Origin of the sequence: Oceanobacillus caeni (genome assembly GCF_042678465.1) — a bacterium.
Taxonomy (GTDB): Bacteria; Bacillota; Bacilli; order Bacillales; family Amphibacillaceae; genus Oceanobacillus; species Oceanobacillus caeni.
Genome location: NZ_JBHTKV010000013.1, coordinates 17,124 through 39,364, shown reverse-complemented (window position 1 = coordinate 39,364; position 22,241 = coordinate 17,124). Strand labels below are relative to the sequence as shown.

At 36.0% G+C, this 22,241-nt stretch carries 16 protein-coding genes, 2 tRNA genes, 1 other RNA gene and 2 other annotated features; of the genes, 3 read left to right on the top strand and 16 right to left on the bottom strand.

The annotated features are described in order from the left end of the window. Nucleotides 1–21: 21 nt before the first annotated feature. The 3 genes from dnaX to tadA all read right to left on the bottom strand — a co-directional run bounded on the left by dnaX (nucleotide 22) and on the right by tadA (nucleotide 2,727). Nucleotides 22–1,707, bottom strand: a complete 1,686-nt coding sequence (gene dnaX / locus ACFQ18_RS10725; RefSeq protein WP_204798315.1) for a DNA polymerase III subunit gamma/tau — start codon at nucleotides 1,705–1,707, stop codon at nucleotides 22–24. A gap of 231 nt (nucleotides 1,708–1,938) precedes the next feature. Beyond that, nucleotides 1,939–2,204: signal recognition particle sRNA large type (gene ffs, locus ACFQ18_RS10720), an RNA gene on the bottom strand. Nucleotides 2,205–2,259: 55 nt separating this feature from the next. Further along, nucleotides 2,260–2,727, bottom strand: a complete 468-nt coding sequence (gene tadA / locus ACFQ18_RS10715; protein ID WP_047186871.1) for a tRNA adenosine(34) deaminase TadA — start codon at nucleotides 2,725–2,727, stop codon at nucleotides 2,260–2,262. Nucleotides 2,728–2,887: 160 nt separating this feature from the next. Here tadA and ACFQ18_RS10710 point away from each other — a divergent pair, with 160 nt between their 5' ends. Beyond that, entirely contained in the window at nucleotides 2,888–4,177 is a 1,290-nt protein-coding gene (locus ACFQ18_RS10710) for a LysM peptidoglycan-binding domain-containing protein (protein ID WP_204798316.1), read from the top strand. 65 nt (nucleotides 4,178–4,242) lie between these two features. On the opposite strand, the gene ACFQ18_RS10705 is transcribed toward ACFQ18_RS10710, so the two are convergent. Continuing rightward, a complete protein-coding gene (locus tag ACFQ18_RS10705) occupies nucleotides 4,243–4,683 on the bottom strand; it encodes an RrF2 family transcriptional regulator (RefSeq protein ID WP_204798317.1) in 441 nt (146 codons plus the stop codon). A gap of 167 nt (nucleotides 4,684–4,850) precedes the next feature. On the opposite strand from ACFQ18_RS10705, the gene hmpA reads away from it, so the two are divergent. Then, nucleotides 4,851–6,077, top strand: coding sequence for an NO-inducible flavohemoprotein (gene hmpA, locus ACFQ18_RS10700; protein ID WP_204798318.1), 1,227 nt, complete (start codon nucleotides 4,851–4,853; stop codon nucleotides 6,075–6,077). A gap of 217 nt (nucleotides 6,078–6,294) precedes the next feature. Here the strand turns inward: hmpA and acsA are convergent, their stop codons facing one another. The 7 genes from acsA to guaB all read right to left on the bottom strand — a co-directional run bounded on the left by acsA (nucleotide 6,295) and on the right by guaB (nucleotide 14,385). Then, complete coding sequence (gene acsA, locus ACFQ18_RS10695) at nucleotides 6,295–8,010, bottom strand: acetate--CoA ligase (protein ID WP_204798319.1); 1,716 nt, start codon at nucleotides 8,008–8,010, stop codon at nucleotides 6,295–6,297. 167 nt (nucleotides 8,011–8,177) lie between these two features. Continuing rightward, nucleotides 8,178–8,250, bottom strand: a tRNA-Arg gene (locus ACFQ18_RS10690). Nucleotides 8,251–8,384: 134 nt separating this feature from the next. Further along, entirely contained in the window at nucleotides 8,385–9,197 is an 813-nt protein-coding gene (proC, locus tag ACFQ18_RS10685) for a pyrroline-5-carboxylate reductase (RefSeq protein WP_204798320.1), read from the bottom strand. A 68-nt stretch (nucleotides 9,198–9,265) separates the two neighbouring features. Continuing rightward, nucleotides 9,266–9,472: a binding site (T-box leader), on the bottom strand. A gap of 121 nt (nucleotides 9,473–9,593) precedes the next feature. Beyond that, nucleotides 9,594–9,686 (bottom strand) — tRNA-Ser (locus tag ACFQ18_RS10680). 83 nt (nucleotides 9,687–9,769) lie between these two features. Further along, nucleotides 9,770–11,044: a serine--tRNA ligase gene (gene serS / locus ACFQ18_RS10675; RefSeq protein WP_047186865.1), complete on the bottom strand. Its 1,275-nt coding sequence runs from the start codon at nucleotides 11,042–11,044 to the stop codon at nucleotides 9,770–9,772. A gap of 52 nt (nucleotides 11,045–11,096) precedes the next feature. Beyond that, nucleotides 11,097–11,321, bottom strand: a binding site (T-box leader). A gap of 51 nt (nucleotides 11,322–11,372) precedes the next feature. Next, a complete protein-coding gene (locus tag ACFQ18_RS10670; protein WP_052771800.1) occupies nucleotides 11,373–12,701 on the bottom strand; it encodes a D-alanyl-D-alanine carboxypeptidase family protein in 1,329 nt (442 codons plus the stop codon). A gap of 211 nt (nucleotides 12,702–12,912) precedes the next feature. Beyond that, nucleotides 12,913–14,385, bottom strand: coding sequence for an IMP dehydrogenase (gene guaB, locus ACFQ18_RS10665; RefSeq protein ID WP_060668658.1), 1,473 nt, complete (start codon nucleotides 14,383–14,385; stop codon nucleotides 12,913–12,915). Nucleotides 14,386–14,555: 170 nt separating this feature from the next. Between guaB and ACFQ18_RS10660 the strand changes: the two genes are divergently transcribed. Then, nucleotides 14,556–15,512 (top strand): YaaC family protein, encoded by a 957-nt coding sequence (locus ACFQ18_RS10660; RefSeq protein ID WP_047186863.1) that lies wholly within the window; start codon nucleotides 14,556–14,558, stop codon nucleotides 15,510–15,512. A gap of 98 nt (nucleotides 15,513–15,610) precedes the next feature. Here ACFQ18_RS10660 and gyrA read toward each other — a convergent pair whose 3' ends face one another. The 5 genes from gyrA to yaaA form a co-directional block, all read right to left on the bottom strand. After that, complete coding sequence (gyrA, locus tag ACFQ18_RS10655) at nucleotides 15,611–18,127, bottom strand: DNA gyrase subunit A (protein WP_060668660.1); 2,517 nt, start codon at nucleotides 18,125–18,127, stop codon at nucleotides 15,611–15,613. 215 nt (nucleotides 18,128–18,342) lie between these two features. Beyond that, a complete protein-coding gene (gyrB, locus tag ACFQ18_RS10650) occupies nucleotides 18,343–20,262 on the bottom strand; it encodes a DNA topoisomerase (ATP-hydrolyzing) subunit B (protein ID WP_204798324.1) in 1,920 nt (639 codons plus the stop codon). 176 nt (nucleotides 20,263–20,438) lie between these two features. Beyond that, complete coding sequence (gene remB, locus ACFQ18_RS10645; protein ID WP_145524099.1) at nucleotides 20,439–20,720, bottom strand: extracellular matrix regulator RemB; 282 nt, start codon at nucleotides 20,718–20,720, stop codon at nucleotides 20,439–20,441. 27 nt (nucleotides 20,721–20,747) lie between these two features. Further along, a complete protein-coding gene (gene recF, locus ACFQ18_RS10640; protein ID WP_145524098.1) occupies nucleotides 20,748–21,860 on the bottom strand; it encodes a DNA replication/repair protein RecF in 1,113 nt (370 codons plus the stop codon). A 2-nt stretch (nucleotides 21,861–21,862) separates the two neighbouring features. Continuing rightward, complete coding sequence (gene yaaA, locus ACFQ18_RS10635) at nucleotides 21,863–22,084, bottom strand: S4 domain-containing protein YaaA (RefSeq protein ID WP_060668663.1); 222 nt, start codon at nucleotides 22,082–22,084, stop codon at nucleotides 21,863–21,865. Between the last annotated feature and the right edge of the window lie 157 nt (nucleotides 22,085–22,241).

The following is a 22,241-nucleotide window of genomic DNA, read 5'->3' as shown; positions in this document are numbered from 1 at the left end:
TATCCTATTTTCTAAAGAAAATTAATCATGTATTTCTACTAAATCATCACCAAAAAGCTTCTTTGCTTCATCTACTACAGGATCTGGTTGTTCTTTCGTTTTTTCAGGATTACTTTTCTCCTGATTTTGGATAAAATCAGCTCGTAGTTCCTGCCAATCGTGATCAGGTATAGCAATTATTTCCATTTGCTTTCCTAATACACTCATAAGTACGGATTGTACAGTATCTTTATGATCTAAAAACAAGGAGCAATGTATTTCATATTTAAAAGAAACTACTATTGCCTGGTCAGATGCTGCTACTGGTTTACTATCCTGAATAGTAGCATGTGCCGGAGCATTTGTCCCTTTTAACTGACTTAGAAAATTAGCCCAACCCGATTGAACCTGTTTTAGTGAAGGTTTATTTGCTTCTTTAAGAACCCCACGAATTCTTTCATAAGGAACTTTATAACTGCTCTTACCAGTAGCTCTTTGTGGCCTTCTTTTTTCCACTTGTGGTGGATTAGCGGTTGCAACTGGATTTTGCCTCAATTGTTGTAATTGCGTTTCGAGTTGGGATATCTTTTGGTTTAATTTCAATATAGCATCAGAATCTATAGTCCCGGACTGTTGTTCTTCACTATGGTAGCGATTTGTAATCGTTAGGATTGCAATTTCAATAAACACCTTTGGACTATTTGTCCATTTTATTTCTTGCTGACATTGATTTAATTGCATGATAGCTGCTTGAATCCAGTCATTTCCAATTGTTTTGGAAAGCGTTTGAAATGCTTCATCAGCTCTCGCCCTTTCCAAAAGTTCAAGAGCCGGAGCACTTTTATATAAGAGTAAATCCCGTAAAAAGTAGATTAAATCATATACAAATCGACCAGGATCTTTCCCGTTTTGAATAATCGTATCCAACAGCTTTAAAGCCTCTTGAACGTTTTTATTATACATTGCATCGACTATTTCAGTAAGTACCCCTTGGGATACTCCACCGGTAACAGCTAGAACATCTTCTAACTCTACGATATCTTCACTATATGAAACAGCTTGATCTAAAATACTTAATGCATCACGCATTCCACCCTCTGCAGCAAGAGCTACAGTTTCCAAAGCCTCTTCCGTAACAGTTAGGTTCTCCGCTTCTATAATTGTCTTCATTCGATTCACTATCGCTTGATTAGAGATTGGCTTAAAATCAAATCTCTGACATCTCGATAAAATGGTTAAGGGAATTTTATGCGGTTCTGTTGTTGCTAAAATAAACACAACATGTTTTGGTGGTTCTTCTAGTGTTTTTAATAAGGCGTTAAATGCATTATTAGAAATCATGTGTACCTCATCAATGATATACACCTTATAAGGAACAGAGCTTGATGCGTATTTTACATTTTCCCGTATTTCACGAATGTCATCCACACTTGTATTGGAAGCAGCATCAATCTCAATCACATCTGGAATCGTACCATCTTGTATTCCTCGGCAGGCTGCACATTCATTACACGGTTCTTTAACGGGGGCGTGCTCACAGTTAATTGCTTTTGAGAAGATTTTGGCAGCACTTGTTTTCCCAGTCCCCCTTGGCCCTGAGAATACATAAGCATGCGAAAACTTTTGTTCAACAATTGCATTTTGTAATGTACGAGTAATATGTGTTTGTCCTGCTACGTCTTCAAATTTCCTTGGACGCCAGACTCGGTATAATGCTTGATAGCTCATAGCGTAAATTCCCCTTTATAGAGGTTGTTCAAAAGGTCCGGTGAAAATGACATTTCGCATTTCATCCTCCCTTTTGAACACGCACTTATATTTATTTTCATTATACCCGATTTGAAGGGTGAATGTGAACTGTCACGAAAAAATCATTTCATTAATAAAGGCTGCATAAGGTAATTTATTGTACAAAAAAAGTTAGAGATGCTATCTCTAACTTTTTATATTCTATGTATACCGTGCACCCATTGTCGATGAGACGACTATATGCGTTACTTAAGTTCATGGCTCAGCCTAGGCTTCCCTGCGGCACACAGAAATGACCACTTACTGCTGCTTCCTTCCGGACCTGACAGGGTTCGTGGGTTTCTGTTGCGCAGGACCCGGGCGTCAACGCCAATTCCTTAAGGACAGACCATACAATCGCCCACCTCGAATGGGGATTCGGCCTCGCTATAGCGGATTGCGAGTATAGGGCACCGCTACCTCCCCGCTTAGCACGGTAATTATCATTATATCGGTATTAGGTTCATTTTGCAATGGAAATAATAGTAAAGTTCAATTAGAGCTATCTTTCTTCCTGTTTCTAAGGTCACGGAAAAAGTCAGTTAATAATTTTGAGCACTCTTCCTCCAGTATTCCGCTAGTTACCTTTACTTGATGATTAAACCTAGGTTCATCAAGTAAATTCATTATGGTTCCTGCACACCCTGCCTTAGGATCATATGCACCATAAACAACATGTGGGATCCTAGATTGAACGATAGCACCTGCACACATAGGGCACGGCTCTAAAGTCACATAAAGTGTACAATCTTCCAATCGCCAACTTCCTATTCCTTTGTTAGCTTCCTCTATTGCAATCAATTCCGCATGAGATAAAGCCGATTGAGAGGACTCACGCAGATTAAAACCTGAAGCAATAATTTCATCTTGATAAACGATGACAGCACCAATTGGTACCTCATTTAATTTACGTGCCTTTTCCGCTTCCATAATAGCAGCATGCATAAATTTTTCATCCATTGTGATCACAACTTTTCTAAAATTATATCGCTAATAATAATGACTCTTCAACAATATATCAAGTATCTTTTATTAATTAATATCATTCCATTGACATAAGTCCTTTCGAATTTTCATACAATTGGTAATAACAAACATTCATTTTAAAGGAGGAAGTTTATTGCAAATTCATGTTGTTCAGCCAGGAGATTCTTTGTATCAAATAGCACGTACATACCATTCCTCTATAAATGCTATTACCCAAGCTAATGAGTTAGAGACTCCCAATCAACTTGTAGTAGGCCAGTCCTTAGTTATTCCAATAATAGGCCAGTTTTATTTTGTACAACCGGGAGATTCCCTTTCCTCCATTTCTAGAAAATTCGGATTATCTTATACAGAGTTGGCTGCTATTAACAACATATCGGTTAACGCCAATTTGCCTATCAACTTTAGATTATATGTCCCCCCACCTAAAAAAAGGGCGATAACATCCATAGCTTATTTTGAACCACTTGGTGGGACTGTTTCCGAAAATCTTGAGAATGCAGCACGGAAAGCATCTCCTTATTTAACTTATTTAGCTCATTTCAGTTACCAAGTGAATCGGGATGGAACGCTTAGTCCGCCTCCTACCGGTAATTTGCCACAAATAGCTAGGCAATATGGTACATCACTATCAATGGTCGTTACCAATTTAGAAGAAGGTTCCTTTAGTTCAGATTTAGCACATATTATATTGACCGTTAGCGCTGTTCAAAATACATTATTAGACCAAATAGTGAATACCGCTACAGCAGGTGGTTATCGTGACGTCCACTTTGATATAGAATTTGTAAACCCTGAAGATAGGGAGGCGTATAATGAGTTTCTACGTAAAGCTAAAGCACGCTTATCCCAGGTTGGGCTTATTATGTCGACCGCCTTAGCCCCGAAAACAAGTGCAACACAACAAGGAACCTTATATGAAACTCATGACTATAGAACACATGGGGAGATTGCTGACTTTGTCGTACTAATGACATATGAATGGGGATATAGTTACGGACCTCCGATGGCAGTTTCTCCGATTGACGAAGTTCGTCGTGTTTTAGAGTATGCCTTAACAGAAATACCAAAGGAAAAAATTGTAATGGGGCAAAATTTATATGGGTATGACTGGACCCTTCCATTCGTCCAAGGAGGACCTGCAGCAAAAGCAGTAAGCCCACAGCGAGCCATTGCAATCGCCCGTGAAAATAATGCGGCCATTGAATATGACGAAGGTTCTCAAGCTCCATATTTTCATTATTGGGATTCAAATGGAAAAGAGCATGAGGTATGGTTTGAGGACGCGAGATCCATACAAGCAAAATTTGACTTAATTCGGGAGTTAGATATACTCGGTATTGCTTACTGGAAATTAGGCTTAGCATTTCCGCAAAATTGGCTATTATTAGGAGACCAATTTAACGTTACAAAGTTGGAATAGTTCATTAAGCGTACTTTATTTATGATAAAAGTGGATTCTTACTTATTAGAGTAGAATCCACTTTTTTATTTTGAAATTCCCATAAGTTCTTTTAGTTCTTGTTCATTTTGGATTAAATCTTGCAAAGTATAACCCTCTAAAACCTTATAAAAGGAATGTAATGCCCTATTCAAAACATGTTTTAATGTACAAGCAGGTGTAATCACACAATGGTTAGACCCCTTATCAAAGCATTCTAATAGTGGTGATTCGCTTTCTAATGCTCGAACAAGTAAACCAATATTTATTTCATCCGCTGGTTTAGCTAGACGAAATCCCCCATTTCTCCCTCTTATTGTTTCTAGCAATCCCAGTTTATTTAATTGATGTACTATTTTACCTAGATGATTTGGAGATATATTAAATACTTGAGAGATTTCCTTTATATTAGCAAGTTCCTCTCCCGACTTCATACCTGTGAAAATTAAAACACGCAACGAGTAATCTGTATACTTTTTTAATTGCAAATTATCTTACCTCACTTAAATGTGTGTTTGAATAACCTCTTTATCGCTTTCACAATATTGTAACACAATTACCGTTTTCCCTATTGCTACAATGTAAATATTTTATATACAATAAAGATGTATATAAAATACATGTTTAAAAAACCTATAGAATGGAGTGGTTTTTAATGGCTACAGAAACATTAACATTAGACCAAAAAACAATCGATACTGTAAAGGCAACTGTTCCAGCACTTCAAGAACATGGTACTAAAATAACAAAACATTTTTATAAAACAATGTTTAAAAATCATCCGGAATTAAAAAATATTTTTAACCAAACAAACCAACGAAAGGGAGATCAACAAAAGGCGCTTGCAAATACTGTTCTTGCTGCAGCGATGTACATTGATAACCTTGGAGCAATTTTACCCGTTGTAAAACAGATTGGCGAGAAGCATAGAAGTTTAAATATTAAACCAGAACATTACCCAATCGTCGGTGAAAATCTATTAATTGCAATTAAAGAAGTATTAGGAGATGCTGCAACAGACGATATCATGACTGCCTGGGAAAAGGCATATGGTGTTATTGCTGATGTATTTATCTCTACTGAAAAGGAAATGTATGAAGAAGTTGCAAATAAAAAAGGTGGTTGGGTAGATTACCGTGACTTTAAAGTAGTAGAAAAAGTAAAGGAAAGTGATGTTATTACCTCATTCTATCTACAACCTGTTGATGGTGGGGAAATAGCAACATTTTTACCTGGACAATATATTACTGTTAAAGCAGAAATAGAAGATCAACCTTATAATCATCTACGTCAATATAGCTTGTCTTGTGCTCCAGGACAAAATTATTATCGTATTAGTGTAAAACGGGAAGACGCAATTGGTGATAATCCAGCTGGTATTGTTTCTAATTTCTTACACACGAATTTAGAAGAAGGGAGCGTTCTCCCAATTAGTGCACCCGGTGGAGATTTCGTTTTAGACCTTAAAGATACTCGTCCACTTGTCCTAATCAGTGGTGGTGTAGGGTTAACGCCAATGATGAGTATGCTTGAAACAGTGATTAAGGAACAGCCTGAACGTGAAGTTTACTACATCCATGCAGCAAGAAATGGAAAACTTCATGCTATGAAAGCTCGAGTAGATGAAATTACACGTAATCACTCACAAGTAAAAAGCTATACCGTTTATGACAATCCAGTTGAAGGAGATCAATTTGATAAAGAAGGCTATATTGATTATGAATGGTTACGCACTATTTTACCAACTAACGATGCCGCATTTTACTTCTGTGGACCAAAAGGATTTATGAGAGCTATGTACCAAAACTTAACTAAATTTGGTGCGAATGAATCAGATATCCATTTCGAAATATTTGGACCCGCTGACGATATAACGAATTAATATCGTTTCATGGTAGATTACTAAAAGGTAAAAAATAATAAGCGTGATGCCTTACAACTATTTGCTTGTAGGTAATACGCTTATTATTTTTAGCAAGAAGGAAAATATAAAAGTCCTTCCCATGTGAGACTCCGATTATTCGTCCCACTGTAAAGATTTGCATAAGTACAACTTGGCATTCACAAGCTAAAGCGAACGCCAAGTTTTTTAACATTCTTTAATTTTCTAATGTAGACGTGTCGCCTGTTGGCAACCCTAACTCCCAAGATTTCAATAAACGACGCATAATTTTCCCGCTCCGTGTTTTTGGAATACTATCCGTTATTTCTATTTCACGTGGAGCGGCATGTGCACTTAAGCCAGTTTTTACAAATTGTCGAATATCCTCTAATAACTCAGGTGATTCTTCATATCCCTCATTTAATGTAATAAAGGCTTTTATAATTTCTCCACGCTCTGGATGTGGTTTACCAATCACACCAGCTTCTGCTACCGCTTCATGTTCAATTAATTTACTTTCCACTTCAAATGGACCAACTCGCTCACCAGAGGTATTAATGACATCATCCAATCTACCCTGGAACCAGAAGTACCCGTCTTCATCACGGTAAGCACTATCCCCAGAAACATACCATCCATTAATAAAATAACTTTCATATTTAGAAGGATTATTCCAAATCTTACGCATCATTGCTGGCCATCCAGCTTTTATAGCCAAGTTTCCCATCTGATTTGGAGGTAACTCATTCCCCTCATTATCGACGATAGAAGCTTCGATACCAGGAATTGGTTTACCCATGGATCCGGGACGTATTTCTAAGGCAGGTATATTAGCAATAAGTTGTGCACCTGTTTCTGTCATCCACCATGTATCGTGAATCCTTAAATTAAATGCCTTCATTCCCCATGTAATTACTTCAGGGTTAAGTGGTTCCCCAACACTCATAATATGTCTAAGGGAAGTTAAATTATATCTTCTTAGTTTATCCTCGCCATAGCTAACCAACATGCGTAGCGCTGTAGGTGCCGTATACCAGACTGTGACTTTATTTTTTTCTAATGTTTGATACCAATCATCAGGTGTGAATCTCCCACCTCGAATGACGTTTGTCACTCCATGTAACCAAGGAGCAAATATTCCATAGCTAGTCCCTGTAACCCAACCAGGATCAGCAGTACACCAATAAATATCATCTTGTTTCAAATCTAAAACCCATGATGCCGTAGCATAATGCTGAATCATTGCATTATGAACATGGTACACCCCTTTTGGTTTTCCTGTAGATCCGGAAGTATAATGAAGAATCATTCCGTCCTCTAAGTCAACCCATTCCATTTCAAATTCCTCTGAAGCGTCCTCCATTTCTTCAGCATATCGAATATATTTTTTGGAGTTATCATTTATTTCCCCGACAATAATGATTTTTTCCAAGTCTGGTAAGTCGGCTTGTGGTACCCTTTCAAGAAGATCAGGTGTTGTAATAAGAATTCTTGCCTCACTATCTTTTAAACGGTCACGTACCGCCTGCTCCATAAAGGCTTCAAAAAGCGGACCTGCAACGGCACCCACTTTTAAAATACCAAAGAAGGCTGTATAAAATTCAGGACTCCTTGGCATGAAAAGAAATACTCTATCCCCTTTTTCAGTACCATATTTCTTAAGAACATTAGCAAATTTATTACTATCCTTACTCAATTGAGAAAAAGTTAATGTTTCTTCCCTCTCTGGTGAAGAATATAATAAAGCAATCTTATCTTTAGTAATTGGATTTTCCGCATGACGGTCTAGCGCCTCATACGCCATGTTTACTTTTCCAGTCTCATACCAGGAAAAGTTCCTTTCTATAGCATCCCATGAAAAATTCTCACGGAACTCATCATAATTCTTTAAGTTATAATCTCCTTCTCTTGCTGAAATTACTTTCATATCCATTACTTTCACCTCACCATTTGGAATCGATTACATTTCTAACTAAATAAAATAATTAAAATATTAGGTATCTTAATTCCATTTTAGAATATTTTGTGACAATTTTAAAGTGTGAAGTTTTAAAAATTAAAAAAAGCATGCTAAATTAATAAGCATGCCTTTCATATAAGCGGCCCCGGCAGGATTCGAACCTGCGGCACATGGTTTAGGAAACCATTGCTCTATCCCCTGAGCTACGAGGCCATATCGAATGAAATCCGTATCTTATATTATACAAAAAAGCTCACAAAATGAAAAGACCTATAACCTAATCTTATCCAACTGAATTTCAAAACTAGCTGTTCATTTAATAGAACAACTAGTTTTTTATATGAAGATTAGTTTTTTCCCAATTCCTCAGAACGTTCTTTAGCCTTATTTACACAATCCATCACAATACGTTGAAAATGGTTTTGTTCTAAGACATTTATCCCGGCCTCTGTAGTGCCATTTGGGCTAGTTATTTTTTTTCGTAATGTACTAGGAGAGTCATCCGATTGTTGCAACATTTCTCCAGCACCTTTTATCGTTTGTGTAATTAGTTCTTTTGCTGTTTGTTGATCAAAGCCTGATTCTACAGCAGCCTTTACCATAGCTTCGACCATATAGTAAAAGTAAGCAGGACCACTACCAGCAATTGCTGTTACAATATGCATGTCATCTTCTTTCACTAGAGTTGTTGTTCCAATGGTTTTAAAAAGTTCCTCAGCTATCCTTAAATGCTCTTCTGAAGCATGCTGACCTTTACTTAATGCAGTTGCAGAATGCCCGATCATTGCCGATGTGTTTGGCATTACTCGAATAACAGGGGAAGCCATTTCTAATTCTTTCGTTATCGTATCTGTTGAAATACCTGCAAGAATAGAAATAATTAATTGTCCTTTATGAATAAACCCTTTAAGACCCTGTAAAGATTCGTGAAGATCATATGGCTTCATAGCTAAAATAAGTATATCGGCAGAACGGATTGCCATTTCTTTATTCTGTACCGTTGTTACTCCGTACTTTTCCTCTAAATACTCTAAGCGTTGTTGATTACTTCTATTTGTAACAAAGATGTTTTCCTTTTCAATTATCTCCGCATTTACAATTCCAGATAAAATTGCCTCAGCGATTGACCCTGCCCCTAAAAAAGTTATGTTTTTTTTCACTTCACTTCCCCCTTTTTGAACAACCTCTTATAAAATAATATAAAAAACCCATTCCGCCCTATCATAACATTTAGGACGGAATGGGTTCCGCGGTACCACCTAATTTGGTAAATTCATTACCCTCTCTTTTTTGATAACACAGTATTCTGTGGTTAGCTTCTTAACTAACGACTCATAGGTAGGTTCATACACTTTCTTTCGTAGGAAACTTTCAGCCTATGGCTTCCTTCTCTTTTCGAATAAATATGTACTACTAGCCTATTCTTTGCCTTACTTATTTAGTTATTTAAAGTAATATATGCTTTATTAAAAATAATGTTCGTATATTAGAAGACACCATTACAATAAGTAACGGTGTCCTTTTATCTCCAAAGTTATGTGCGCGTTAATTAAAAATGGAGGAGGTAGAGGGATTCGAACCCCCGCGCGGTTTGACCCGCCTCTCGGTTTTCAAGACCGACCCCTTCAGCCAGACTTGGGTATACCTCCGTAACAACAAAAATTAATATACCATCTTTCGACAAGCATGTCAATAATTTTTATAAAAAAAAGGGAGAAGTTCTCTCCCTTTTTTACTTCAAATATTCTAAACCACCCATATAAGGAACCAAGACTTTTGGTACTTTAACTGAGCCATCTTCCTGTTGATAGTTCTCAAGAATTGCTGCAACTGTTCTTCCGATTGCTAATCCAGATCCATTCAATGTATGAACAAATTCAGGCTTACCATTTGCTTCTCTACGGAATCGAATTCCTGCACGTCTTGCTTGGAAGTCTTCAAAATTAGAACAAGAAGAAATTTCACGGTACGTATTTTGATTCGGAATCCATACCTCTATGTCATACTTTTTAGCTGCTGTAAATCCTAGGTCTCCAGTACACATACTCATTACTCGATAAGGTAATTCAAGTAATTGTAGTACTTTTTCCGCATGATTTGTCAATGTTTCTAATGTTTCATAAGACTCTTCTGGCTTCACAAATTGGACCAATTCTACTTTATTAAATTGATGTTGGCGAATTAATCCTCTTGTATCGCGACCAGCAGATCCCGCTTCAGAACGGAAACATGCACTATATGCTACATATTTTCGTGGTAAATCATCCACATTTAAAATTTCATCACGATGATAATTCGTAACAGGGACCTCTGCTGTAGGGGCTAGGAAATAATCCCAATCTTCTACTTTAAATGCATCTTCTTCAAACTTTGGCAATTGTCCAGTACCAGTCATGCTTGTGCGATTTACAATAGACGGTGGGAGGACTTCGGTATAACCATGTTTATCTGCATGTAAATCCATCATAAAGTTAAGAAGTGCACGTTCTAATCTAGCACCCAATCCTTTATAAAAAACAAACCGACTTCCCGTAACTTTTCCAGCTCGTTCGAAATCTAAAATATCAAGATCTGTTGCGATATCCCAATGTGCTTTATCCTCAAAATCAAATGTTGGAACGTCACCCCACCTGCGAACTTCCACATTATCATCCTCATCTTCACCTACAGGGACACTTTCATGGGGAATATTAGGGATAGAAAGCATGATCTGTTGTAATTTATCTTCTAACTCTTTTAATTCTTTGTCTAATTTCGCTATTTGGTCTCCTACTTCACGCATTTCCTTTATTGCAGGCTCAGCATCTTTTTTCTCCCTTTTTAGGGCGGAAATTTGCTTAGTCACTTCATTTCGTTTTGCTTTTAAAGTTTCTGTTTCTAAAATAAGTCGTCTACGTCTTTCATCGACCTCACCAAAATGGTCTAATTCTGATAAATCTTCACCGCGGTGGTTAAGTTTTGTTTTTACTTCTTCAAAATTATTACGTAAATATTTTAAATCTAACATGACACTTCCTCCTTAAATTTTGGATAAATACAAAAAACCCCCATCCCAAATAGATAGGGACGAGAGTATAATTCCCGCGTTGCCACCCTTATTGAAGAGATAATCTCTTCCGGCTTTCACGTTGTAACGGCACTTACCGGGTTTACTTACTTGGAGGGAATTCCTTTCCGTAAACCAGTTCAAGGATGGATTCACAGCACTCTAACATCGATTTCCACCAACCATCGACTCTCTTTAGATAGGTGTTACTGTTACTAATTCCTTTCAACACTGTTGATAAGATTGTTTTATTATCATTATCATAATCATTTTTTAATAAAGATGCAAATTAAAATAAACCTTTAATCCAATCTACTGCTGAAGAAAATATATTAGCAAAGAAGTCACCAATAGCTCCGATTGTAAGCATAAACCAATTTGCTTTTTCTACCGCTTGGTCTGTTACAATTGGTACAGACCCTTGATCATCCGTAATATATCCATAATCATTATCGCCTTTATAAACAAGTTTAGCTGTACCAATTACTTCGCCTTTTTCAATTGGTGCAATTAATTCACCATCTTCATTTAATTTGGATTTATCTAATTCATATTTAAGAGTATAATTTTCAGCATCGTCACCTTTAACTGGTACGGTAATGCCTTCAGCTAAAGAAACCTCTACATTCTTTTCTTTCCCTTTAGATACAGGAACCTCCGTTTGTCCTTTTAGTTGATAACCTTTAGGGAATAATTCCTGTGCTGTAAAGTTATTATAACCATAATCTAAAAGTTTACTTGTTTGTTGGAAACGTTGTGCTTCACTTTCCGACTTCATCACAACAGAAATTAATCGTTGTCCGTTTCTTACAGCTGTTCCTGTAAAATTATATCCACCACTATCCGTAAAGCCGGTCTTTAGTCCGTCTACACCTTCGTAATAAAACTGTTTAAAGTTTACTCCCTCATGTGGAAGCATTCTATTCCAGTTATCTATCTCTTGTCCATCAAATGTTGTTTTCGGGATAGAAGCAATTTCTAAGACCTCTGGGAAATCTTTTATAAGGTTATATGCTAGTATTGCCGTAGAACGGGCAGTTAATAAATTCAAATCTTCCACACTAGTACCTTCCGGCTGATTTCCTTCTAAATCTTTATTGTCTAATCCTGAAGCATTAACAAACTTGGATTCTAGGCCTAATTCCTTGGCCTTTTGATTCATCATTTTAACAAATTCAGTTTCAGAGCCGCCAACAAGTTCTGCAAGTGCAATTGTTGTTGCATTGTCTGAGTTAATCGCCATTGCTTGATATAAATCTTTTACAGTATACTGCTTATTTTGTACTAAACCTACGCCTGATAATGAGGTATTAGCTGAGATAGCATAAGCATAATCACTAATTTGTGTAGTTGTATCCCATGAAATTTTTCCTTCTTTAATTGCCTCCATTACTAAATACTCTGTCATCATTTTCGTCATACTTGCTGGAGGAAGTAACACGTTCTCATTTTTTGCGTATAATATCTTCCCTGTATCAAAGTCAACTAGAATAGCTGCCTCTGCATCTATATCTAAGGAAGCCTCCGCTTTTATATTATTAGGATGATAGGTAAGAATTCCTAGTGAAACCGTTAGTAGGAAAAATAACGATATAATTTTCTTGTGATGTTTAAACATTTTTTACCTCCAAAAATTCCCTTTGTCTATTTTTATTAGGTAGAAAGAAATAAAACTTTCTTTTTTTACAAAAATGGCATGTTTTCTATTTAAAATTTCACAGATACTTTGTTATTTTAACATAGCATCTCAAAAAAAAATAGATGAGGAAAGTCCTCACCTTAAAAAAATTTTATAGAGGTTGTTCAAAAGGTTTTACCTAACCATTTAGTTATTGAACGGAATAGTTAGGAGCCTCTTTTGTAATTTGGACATCATGTGGATGGCTTTCACGTATACCAGCATTAGTAATTCTTACAAATTGAGCTTCATTTCGTAAAGCATCAATGGTTGCTGTTCCACAGTAGCCCATACCAGAACGAAGACCACCGCTTAATTGATGAATCGTATCTGCTAACGAACCTTTATAAGGTACTCTACCTTCAATACCTTCAGGAACTAGTTTTTTATTATCTGTATCGCCTTGGAAATAACGGTCTTTAGAGCCGGCTTTCATAGCCCCGACAGATCCCATACCACGATATACTTTATATTTTCTTCCTTGATAGATTTCTGTTTCACCAGGACTTTCAGTAGTACCAGCAAACATACTACCCACCATAACAGCATGCGCACCTGCTGCCATTGCTTTAACGATATCTCCAGAATATTTAAGACCACCATCTGCAATAATTGGTACACCATATTCTTGTGCCGCCATAGCGCAATCGTTTACCGCTGTAATTTGTGGTACTCCAACACCCGCTACGACACGTGTCGTACATATTGATCCCGGTCCGATACCAACTTTAACAATGGAGGCACCCGCTTCAATAAGTTCTCTAGTACCATCTGCAGTTGCAACATTACCAGCAATAATATTTAATTCAGGGTATTCTTTACGTACTTCTTTAACCTGGTCAAGAACACCTTTAGAATGACCATGTGCTGTATCGATGACAATAACGTCTACACCCGCTTCTACTAGCTTATCGATACGCTTCATTGCATCCTTCGTTACCCCAACAGCTGCTCCGACTAAAAGTCTGCCTTGAGCATCTTTAGCAGCATTTGGGAACTCAATTACTTTTTCAATATCTTTAATCGTAATTAAACCTTTTAATACGTTATTCCCGTCCACTAATGGTAATTTCTCAATTTTATATTTTTGGAGGATTTTTTCCGCTTCTTCCAATGTTGTTCCAACCGGCGCAGTAATTAAATCAGTACTAGTCATCACTTCAGAAATAGAAATAGAATAATCTTGAATAAAGCGTAAATCACGGTTGGTAATAATACCAACTAATTGTTGTTCTTCTACAGAATTTACAATTGGCACACCTGAAATACGGAATTTACCCATTAAATGTTCGGCATCATATACTTGATGTTCTGGTGTTAAGAAAAATGGATTAGTAATAACACCACTCTCTGAACGTTTTACACGGTCAACTTGTTCAGCTTGTTCTTCAATCGACATGTTTTTATGAATGACTCCAAAACCACCTTGACGAGCCATAGCAATTGCCATTTCAGCTTCTGTTACGGTATCCATTCCGGCACTTATAAATGGCGTATTTAATTTTAAACTTGGCGTAAGCTCCGTACTCAATTGAACTTGATTAGGTAAAACTTCAGATTTCGCTGGTATTAATAATACATCATCAAACGTTAAACCTTCTTTTGCAAATTTATCTTTTCGCAATGTAACTCCTCCTTCTCAAATTTAAAAGGTATTTAATAAAAGATGAATGACTAAACTAGTAGATAATCTCTATTTTTATATACAATACGCCAACTATCCTTCTTTTTCAACAACATATTATTGAAAAATGAGAAGTAAATAGATTCTGAAAATTACCTTAGGAGATTATTATGAGTAAATCAGATGGATTTTTTTCATTTTTAACCTCACAACAAACTGCTCAAGTTTACTTACAAAGCTGTTATAAAAAGATAAATGAACAGGATGTTGAAGCTAAAAGTTACCAAAATTATAATGCTTTATTATATTATCTTGATCATGGTAGGAAATTTTATGAAATTGGCCATAAGGTAGAGCTTTTTGCTAAACCTGTTTTATATTTTTATGGATTAACCCATTTATTAAAAGCCTGTTTATTAACTAAGCGTCCGAATTACCCAGAATCTACCGTTTTATTGTCACATGGAGTTACATCTAGGAAGAGAAAAAAGCGTAATTATACATTTATGTCGGATGAAGTGAAAGTCCAAATTAATGGGCTTTTTCCATACCTTTCGAAGCATCTATATTCTATTAATCCTGTTCCTTTTGACAAGATTCAAATGGTGGACTTATTTTCCCTTATACCAGAAATGCAAACCTTCTTTTCCTTCCAAGGAACTGAAAAAATGGTAGTGGTTGGTTCAAAGGATTCTCCAATACTTCAATTTCCTACTACAATACTGGATTATTATCACATAACGAAAGATGCTTTTCTCAATCGAATCAAACCCTATTTATCGGTAATCAAACATATGGAAGAGCGTCAGTCCGTCATTACTGTTCAGTTGGAAGAAAGGCTAGAATCATTTAATGGGCCTTTTTACAAACACATGGACGATGATAAAATATATTTTCCACTTAATAGAGAACATTTTCTACCAATATCGGATGTCATGATTCATTATTTACTTTTATATAATCTAAGTATGCTTTGTCGTTATGAAGCCGAATGGTGGGGGGACTTATTATCATCAAAACCGGAAATGGATTACCCTTTCATATTACAGTTTTTAGATATAACAGCAAAAAAGATTCCAAAAATACTAGAAGATGAATTATACAAAAATATGGATAAAGGAAATTAAAATATGGCAATTCCTATGTCCATTTTATTTAAAAAGCTTTGGTGGACAGGGAAAGCCCTTCTTACCAGCTAAAAAAGGTGGCTTTAAAGCCACCTTTTTTATTCATCTATTTTGTTATCTGTTTCCGTTTCAGTTTCTTCTTTAGACCCTAATTCAGTAGCATCTTCATTTTCAGCATCATTTTCTTCTTGTTCAATTTTAGCAACTGTAGCTACCTCTTCATCATCATGTAAGCGAATGAGTCGGACACCCATTGTACTTCTTCCAGTTATAGAAATATCTTTTACAGGAATACGAATGAGTACGCCTCCTACAGTAATTACCATTAAATCTTCTTCGCCATTAACAGCTTTAACAGCAGAGACATGCCCTGTTTTATCATTTAACTTACATGTAATAACGCCTTTACCACCACGGTTTATTCTACGATATTCAGATTCCGGTGTTTGTTTTCCGTAACCTTTATTCGTCACATGAAGAATATGAGAGCCTTCTTCTAATACTTCCATTGATACTACTTCATCATCATCACGTAAAGATATACCTCTTACACCTGCAGCAGTTCTACCCATCGCTCTAATCTGGGTTTCCTCAAAGCGAATAAGATACCCTTGTTTCGTTGCAATCATAATATCTTTACTTCCATTGGTCAATTTAACGGATATAAGTTCATCATCTTCTCGTAATCCAAGAGCAATAAGTCCACCTTTACGTATGTTAGCAAACATAGATAAAGATGTACGTTTGGTAATACCAAATTTTGTAGTAAAGAATAGATAGGCCTCTTCCTTATATTCACTTACCGAAATAACTGCATTAACCCATTCTCCACTTTCTACTTGAAGCATATTAATGATTGGTATACCTTTTGCCGTTCTTGAAAACTCAGGAACTTCATATCCCTTAGCTCTATAAACTTTTCCTTTATTCGTAAAGAATAGAATCGTATCATGGGTAGATGTAGAAACTAAATGTTCTACAAAATCATCTTCATTTGTACCCATACCTTGGATTCCACGTCCACCCCGTTTTTGGGTACGATAAGTTGAGGACGGAAGACGTTTAATATACCCTTTATGAGTTAATGTAATGACGATATTTTCTTCTGGAATAAGGTCTTCATCTTCAAAGAAATCAGTTCCACCAACGACAATTTCTGTACGTCTATCATCATTATATTTTTCCTTAATTTCTAATAGCTCTTCACGGATAATTTCAAGTATTTTCTCGTCATCCGCTAAAATTGCTCTTAATTCAGCAATAAGCTTTTGTAATTCAGTATATTCCTCTTCAATTTTATCTCGTTCTAGTCCTGTTAAACGTTGCAAACGCATATCCAAGATTGCTTGTGCTTGTTTTTCGGATAGATGGAATGTTTCCATTAAACCTGTACGAGCAATATCAGTTGTTTTCGAATTACGGATAAGTGTAATTACTTCGTCTATATGGTCTAAAGCAATGCGTAGTCCTTCTAAAATATGGGCACGTGCTTCTGCTTTCCTTAATTCAAATTCCGTTCTTCTTCTAATAATCACTCTTTGGTGGTTTAAATAATGTACTAAACACTCTTTAATGTTCAATACCTTAGGTTGACCGTCAACAAGAGCTAGTGTGTTAATACCAAATGTTGTTTGCATAGAGGTTTGTTTATATAAATTATTTAAAACGACATTGGCATTTGCATCTCGACGTAATTCAATTACGATTCGCATTCCATTACGGTCAGATTCATCTCTAAGATCTGTAATACCTTCAATTCTTTTATCACGAACAAGTTCTGCTATTTTTTCAACCAATTTTGACTTGTTTACTTGATAAGGGAGTTCAGTGACAATAATGGAAGACTTCCCATTAGCATGTTCTTCAATATTGGCCTTTGCACGAACGGTAATAGAACCTTTTCCTGTCTCATAAGCCTTACGGATACCACTTCTACCGAGAATTTGCCCAGCAGTAGGGAAATCAGGTCCTGGCAAATAGCTTTCCATGATTTCTTCAATTGTAATTTCTGGATCTTTACTTACGGCTAATACCGCATCAATGGTCTCACCTAGATTATGTGGAGGAATATTGGTTGCCATTCCAACGGCAATTCCCGAGGTCCCATTGACTAATAAATTAGGAAAGCGAGATGGAAAGACAACTGGTTCGCGTTCTGAACCATCATAGTTATCCTGATAATCAATGGTATCTTTGTTAATATCACGAACTAATTCCATAGATATTTTGGACATTCTTGCTTCTGTATAACGCATTGCAGCTGCGGAGTCACCATCAACCGATCCAAAGTTGCCGTGACCATCAACAAGCATATATCGATAACTAAAATCTTGTGCCATACGTACCATCGTTTCATAAACTGCTGAATCACCATGTGGATGGTATTTACCGATTACTTCACCAACGATACGAGCTGATTTTTTATGAGCCTTATCTGAATGCATACCTAAATCATTCATTGCATATAAAATTCTACGATGAACAGGCTTCATTCCATCCCTAACATCTGGGAGGGCACGCGATACAATAACACTCATCGCATAATCTAAGAAAGATGTACGCATCTCTTTACTAATATTAACATCCTGTACACTAGGACGGCTTTCTTCAGCCATATATTTTATACCTCCTATGAAAAGCAAAAGAGTAAACATTAGAAAAACTCACATTCGCTTGTCCTTAAGCGAATGTGTTAGCTTTTCTTATACTTGGAACATTAAAATTTTTTGCTACACCGAATCCGCTTCTCGCTCAAATTTTATCCTTTGCCAAGTATAAAAGAATGAGCTAATTGCTCATTCATATATCTTTTACTTCTACTTACCTATCTTTAAATATCTAAATTCTTCACATATTGAGCATTTTCTTCTATGAACTGACGTCTTGGCTCTACTTTATCACCCATTAACATATCAAATACTTGGTCTGCATCAATCGCATCTTCTAATTCAACCCTTAGTAAAGTACGTTTATCTGGATCCATTGTTGTTTCCCATAATTGTTCTGCGTTCATTTCGCCAAGACCTTTATAACGCTGAATACCAGGTTTTGGATTTTGAGGTAATTTATCTAAAATTTCTTGTAATTCCTTGTCATCATAAACGTAATGAACGGCTTTTCCTTGTTTGATCTGGTATAAAGGTGGTTGTGCAATATAAATATATCCATTTTCTATTAATGGGCGCATATAACGATAGAAAAATGTTAATAGTAATGTACGTATATGTGCTCCATCTACGTCAGCATCTGTCATGATAACTACTTTATGATATCTTGCTTTAGAAATATCAAAGTCCTCAGAAATCCCTGTCCCTAAAGCTGTAATCATCGCTCGAACTTCATTATTTGACAGAATTCGGTCTAAACGTGCTTTTTCTACGTTTAAAATTTTGCCTCGTAAAGGGAGAATTGCTTGGAAGTGACGGTCTCGCCCTGATTTAGCTGAACCACCAGCTGAGTCTCCCTCAACGATATAAAGTTCACTAATAGATGCATCCCTAGAAGAACAATCAGCTAGCTTCCCAGGTAAACTTGACACATCTAAGGCACCTTTTCTTCTTGTTAATTCACGTGCCTTTTTAGCTGCCATACGTGCTCTTGATGCCATTAATCCCTTTTCTACAATAATTTTCGCAACGCTAGGGTTTTCAAAAAGAAATGCAGAAAATTTATCGCTGAAAACAGCATCCGTTACTGTTCTTACTTCACTATTTCCAAGTTTTGTTTTCGTTTGGCCTTCAAATTGTGGATTAGGATGTTTTATAGAGACAATTGCGGTGATACCTTCTCTCACATCATCCCCAGTAAGATTGGCGTCTCTCTCTTTGATTAAATTATTTTTACGCGCATAATCATTTATTACACGGGTTAACCCTGTTCTAAATCCAACTTCATGTGTTCCGCCTTCATACGTGTGAATATTGTTTGCAAAAGAGTATATATTTGTAGCAAATCCATCATTATATTGGATGGAGACCTCTACAGAAATTTCCTGATCTTCTCCTTCAGCATAAAAGGGCTCATGTAAGACTTCCTTTTTGGAGTTAATATATTCAACGTAAGATTTAATTCCACCTTCATAATGGAAACTTACAGGTTCTTGATCAATTCTTTTATCTTCAAGTGATATTCTTAATCCTTTATTTAAGAAGGCTAATTCACGAACACGTTGAGTTAGTGTTTCCATGTTATATTCCAATGTTTCAGTAAAAATTTCTGGATCTGGCTTAAAATGTGTAACCGTGCCTGTTATATCCGTTTCTCCAATTACTTTAATTTCGTTTTGTGGAATACCTTTTTCATAACCTTGAAAGTGGATTTTACCATCACGATGCACATAGACCTCCATATTAGCTGATAAGGCATTAACAACCGATGCACCAACACCATGAAGTCCACCAGAAACCTTATATCCGCCACCGCCAAACTTACCGCCAGCATGGAGAACCGTCATAATAACTTCTAAAGCTGGTCTGCCTGTCTTCTTCTGAATATCTACTGGAATACCACGTCCATTATCTTGAACCGTAATACTATTATCTTTTTCAATAGCGATTTCAATGTGATCACAATATCCAGCCAAGGCTTCATCGATACTATTATCAACAATTTCCCAAACAAGATGATGCAATCCACGTTCAGATGTAGAACCAATATACATTCCGGGTCTTTTTCGAACAGCTTCTAACCCTTCTAAAACTTGTATTTGATCAGCATCATAAGCTTGTTCTGTTGTTGTATTTTCTTCCATTGCCATTCTCTCACACTCATTTCTTATGAAAACTAAATCTATTTTAAGAGGTTGTTCAAAAGTCCGATTAATAAAGACACTTCGGTACTAAAGACTTTAGCCGACTCGATCCTTTTTATTCTCCTTTTTGAACCTCGTTTTAATGATAGAAATCATGAATTTATTTGAAATCAAATTTATAGAGAAATTTCATCAGAAAAATCTTGTTCATTACTAATTCCCTGTGTTATGCCTGTACGTTTTTTAAGTGTTGAAACGGAAACTGCCGTATAATATATTTGATTTTCCGTTACAATAACTGATTTGGCATTACTTTTTGGTCCAACAATTTTCTTTTCCTTTTTCCAAGCTTGTATCATTTCTTCCATAATCACAGACGAAGAAATGCTTTGATAATCGATAATTGCTATGACATCTTTAGATTGAATAACATTACCATTTCCTATATGAATAAACATTTTCCAAATCCTTTCTAATTGATTTGGCTAAAGTTCAATGTTACCTTTACTGACACGAAATAACTCCGCTTTTTTTAATGTTTCGTGGTGAATACCATCTACGCTAGTAGTAGAAACAAAGGTTTGTACTTTTCCTTGAATGGTATTTAATAAATGTGATTGTCTATAATCATCTAATTCGCTTAAAACATCATCAAGAAGTAATATGGGATATTCTCCAACTTCTTTATGGATCAATTCAATCTCTGCTAGCTTTAAAGATAGGGCTGTTGTCCGTTGCTGTCCTTGTGAACCGTATGTTTGAACATCTTTCTCATTAACTAAAAAAATTAAATCATCACGATGAGGACCGATAAGAGTGGTTCCCCGTTCTATCTCTTTGTCTCTTATTTCCTGAAATTTATCAAAATAGATACTATTTATTTTCTCCTTATTTCCATCGTCTGATACTTCTATTGTCGCACTATACTTAATTTCTAGTTTCTCTAATCCTCTACTAATGCCATGATGAATGGAATTAGCCCAACCCTTTAGTAAATTTAGAAATATAAAACGTTTCTCTAAAATAATAGCTGCGTGTTCAACTAATTGTGTCGTTAATACTTCTAACATGGCCATATCTGTTTTTTCTCTTCGTTGCATTTGTTTTAAAAGAAAGTTTCTTTGTTTTAAAATTCTTTGATATTGCCCTAGATGATAAATATAGGTAGGTTGAATTTGCCCTAATTCCATATCAATGAATCTGCGTCTAATCTGTGGTGGCCCTTTGACAAGAGTTAAATCTTCGGGCGCAAACATGACGATATTCATTGCACCTATATAGTCACTTAATCTTTTTTGCTCGAGATGATTCAATTTTGCCCTCTTGCCCTTTTTAGAAATAATAAATTCCAATGGGACAGATTGATTTCTCTTCTTTACTCTACCTTCTATTTTAGCATACTCTTTATCCCATTGGATAAGTTCTTTTTCATGTGAAGTACGGTGAGACTTTGTGAAAGCTAATACATAAATTGCCTCCATCAAATTTGTTTTGCCTTGGGCATTTTCTCCAATGATGACATTTACTTTGTCATCAAATTCAATAGATTGACTCTCGTAATTCCGATAATTTTTTAGCTCTAGCCTTTCTATGTGCATAATTAGGCCTCTTTTTTTACAATATAAGAACCATGCTCTTCTATTTCTACGACATCATTTGGATATAGCTTTCTTCCTCGACGATGTTCTTTCTCACTATTAACCATTACACCAACATCTTGTAAGTAAGCTTTAACCATACCACCCGAATCAAAAATGTTTAGAAGTTTAATTAATTGTCCTAATGTAATATAATCCGTTCCAATTTTTACTTCTTCATGCAAATTTCTCACCACAATCTATTTTAATATTTTTATGTCTATTAACCTTCTTATCCTTCTAAAACTTTTATATACCTATTTTACTAAAGTTTTTGCTTTTAGGGAAGGTAAACCCCTAGAAAATAAAATAAATCGCTTAAAAAGGCCTATATTTGATTTT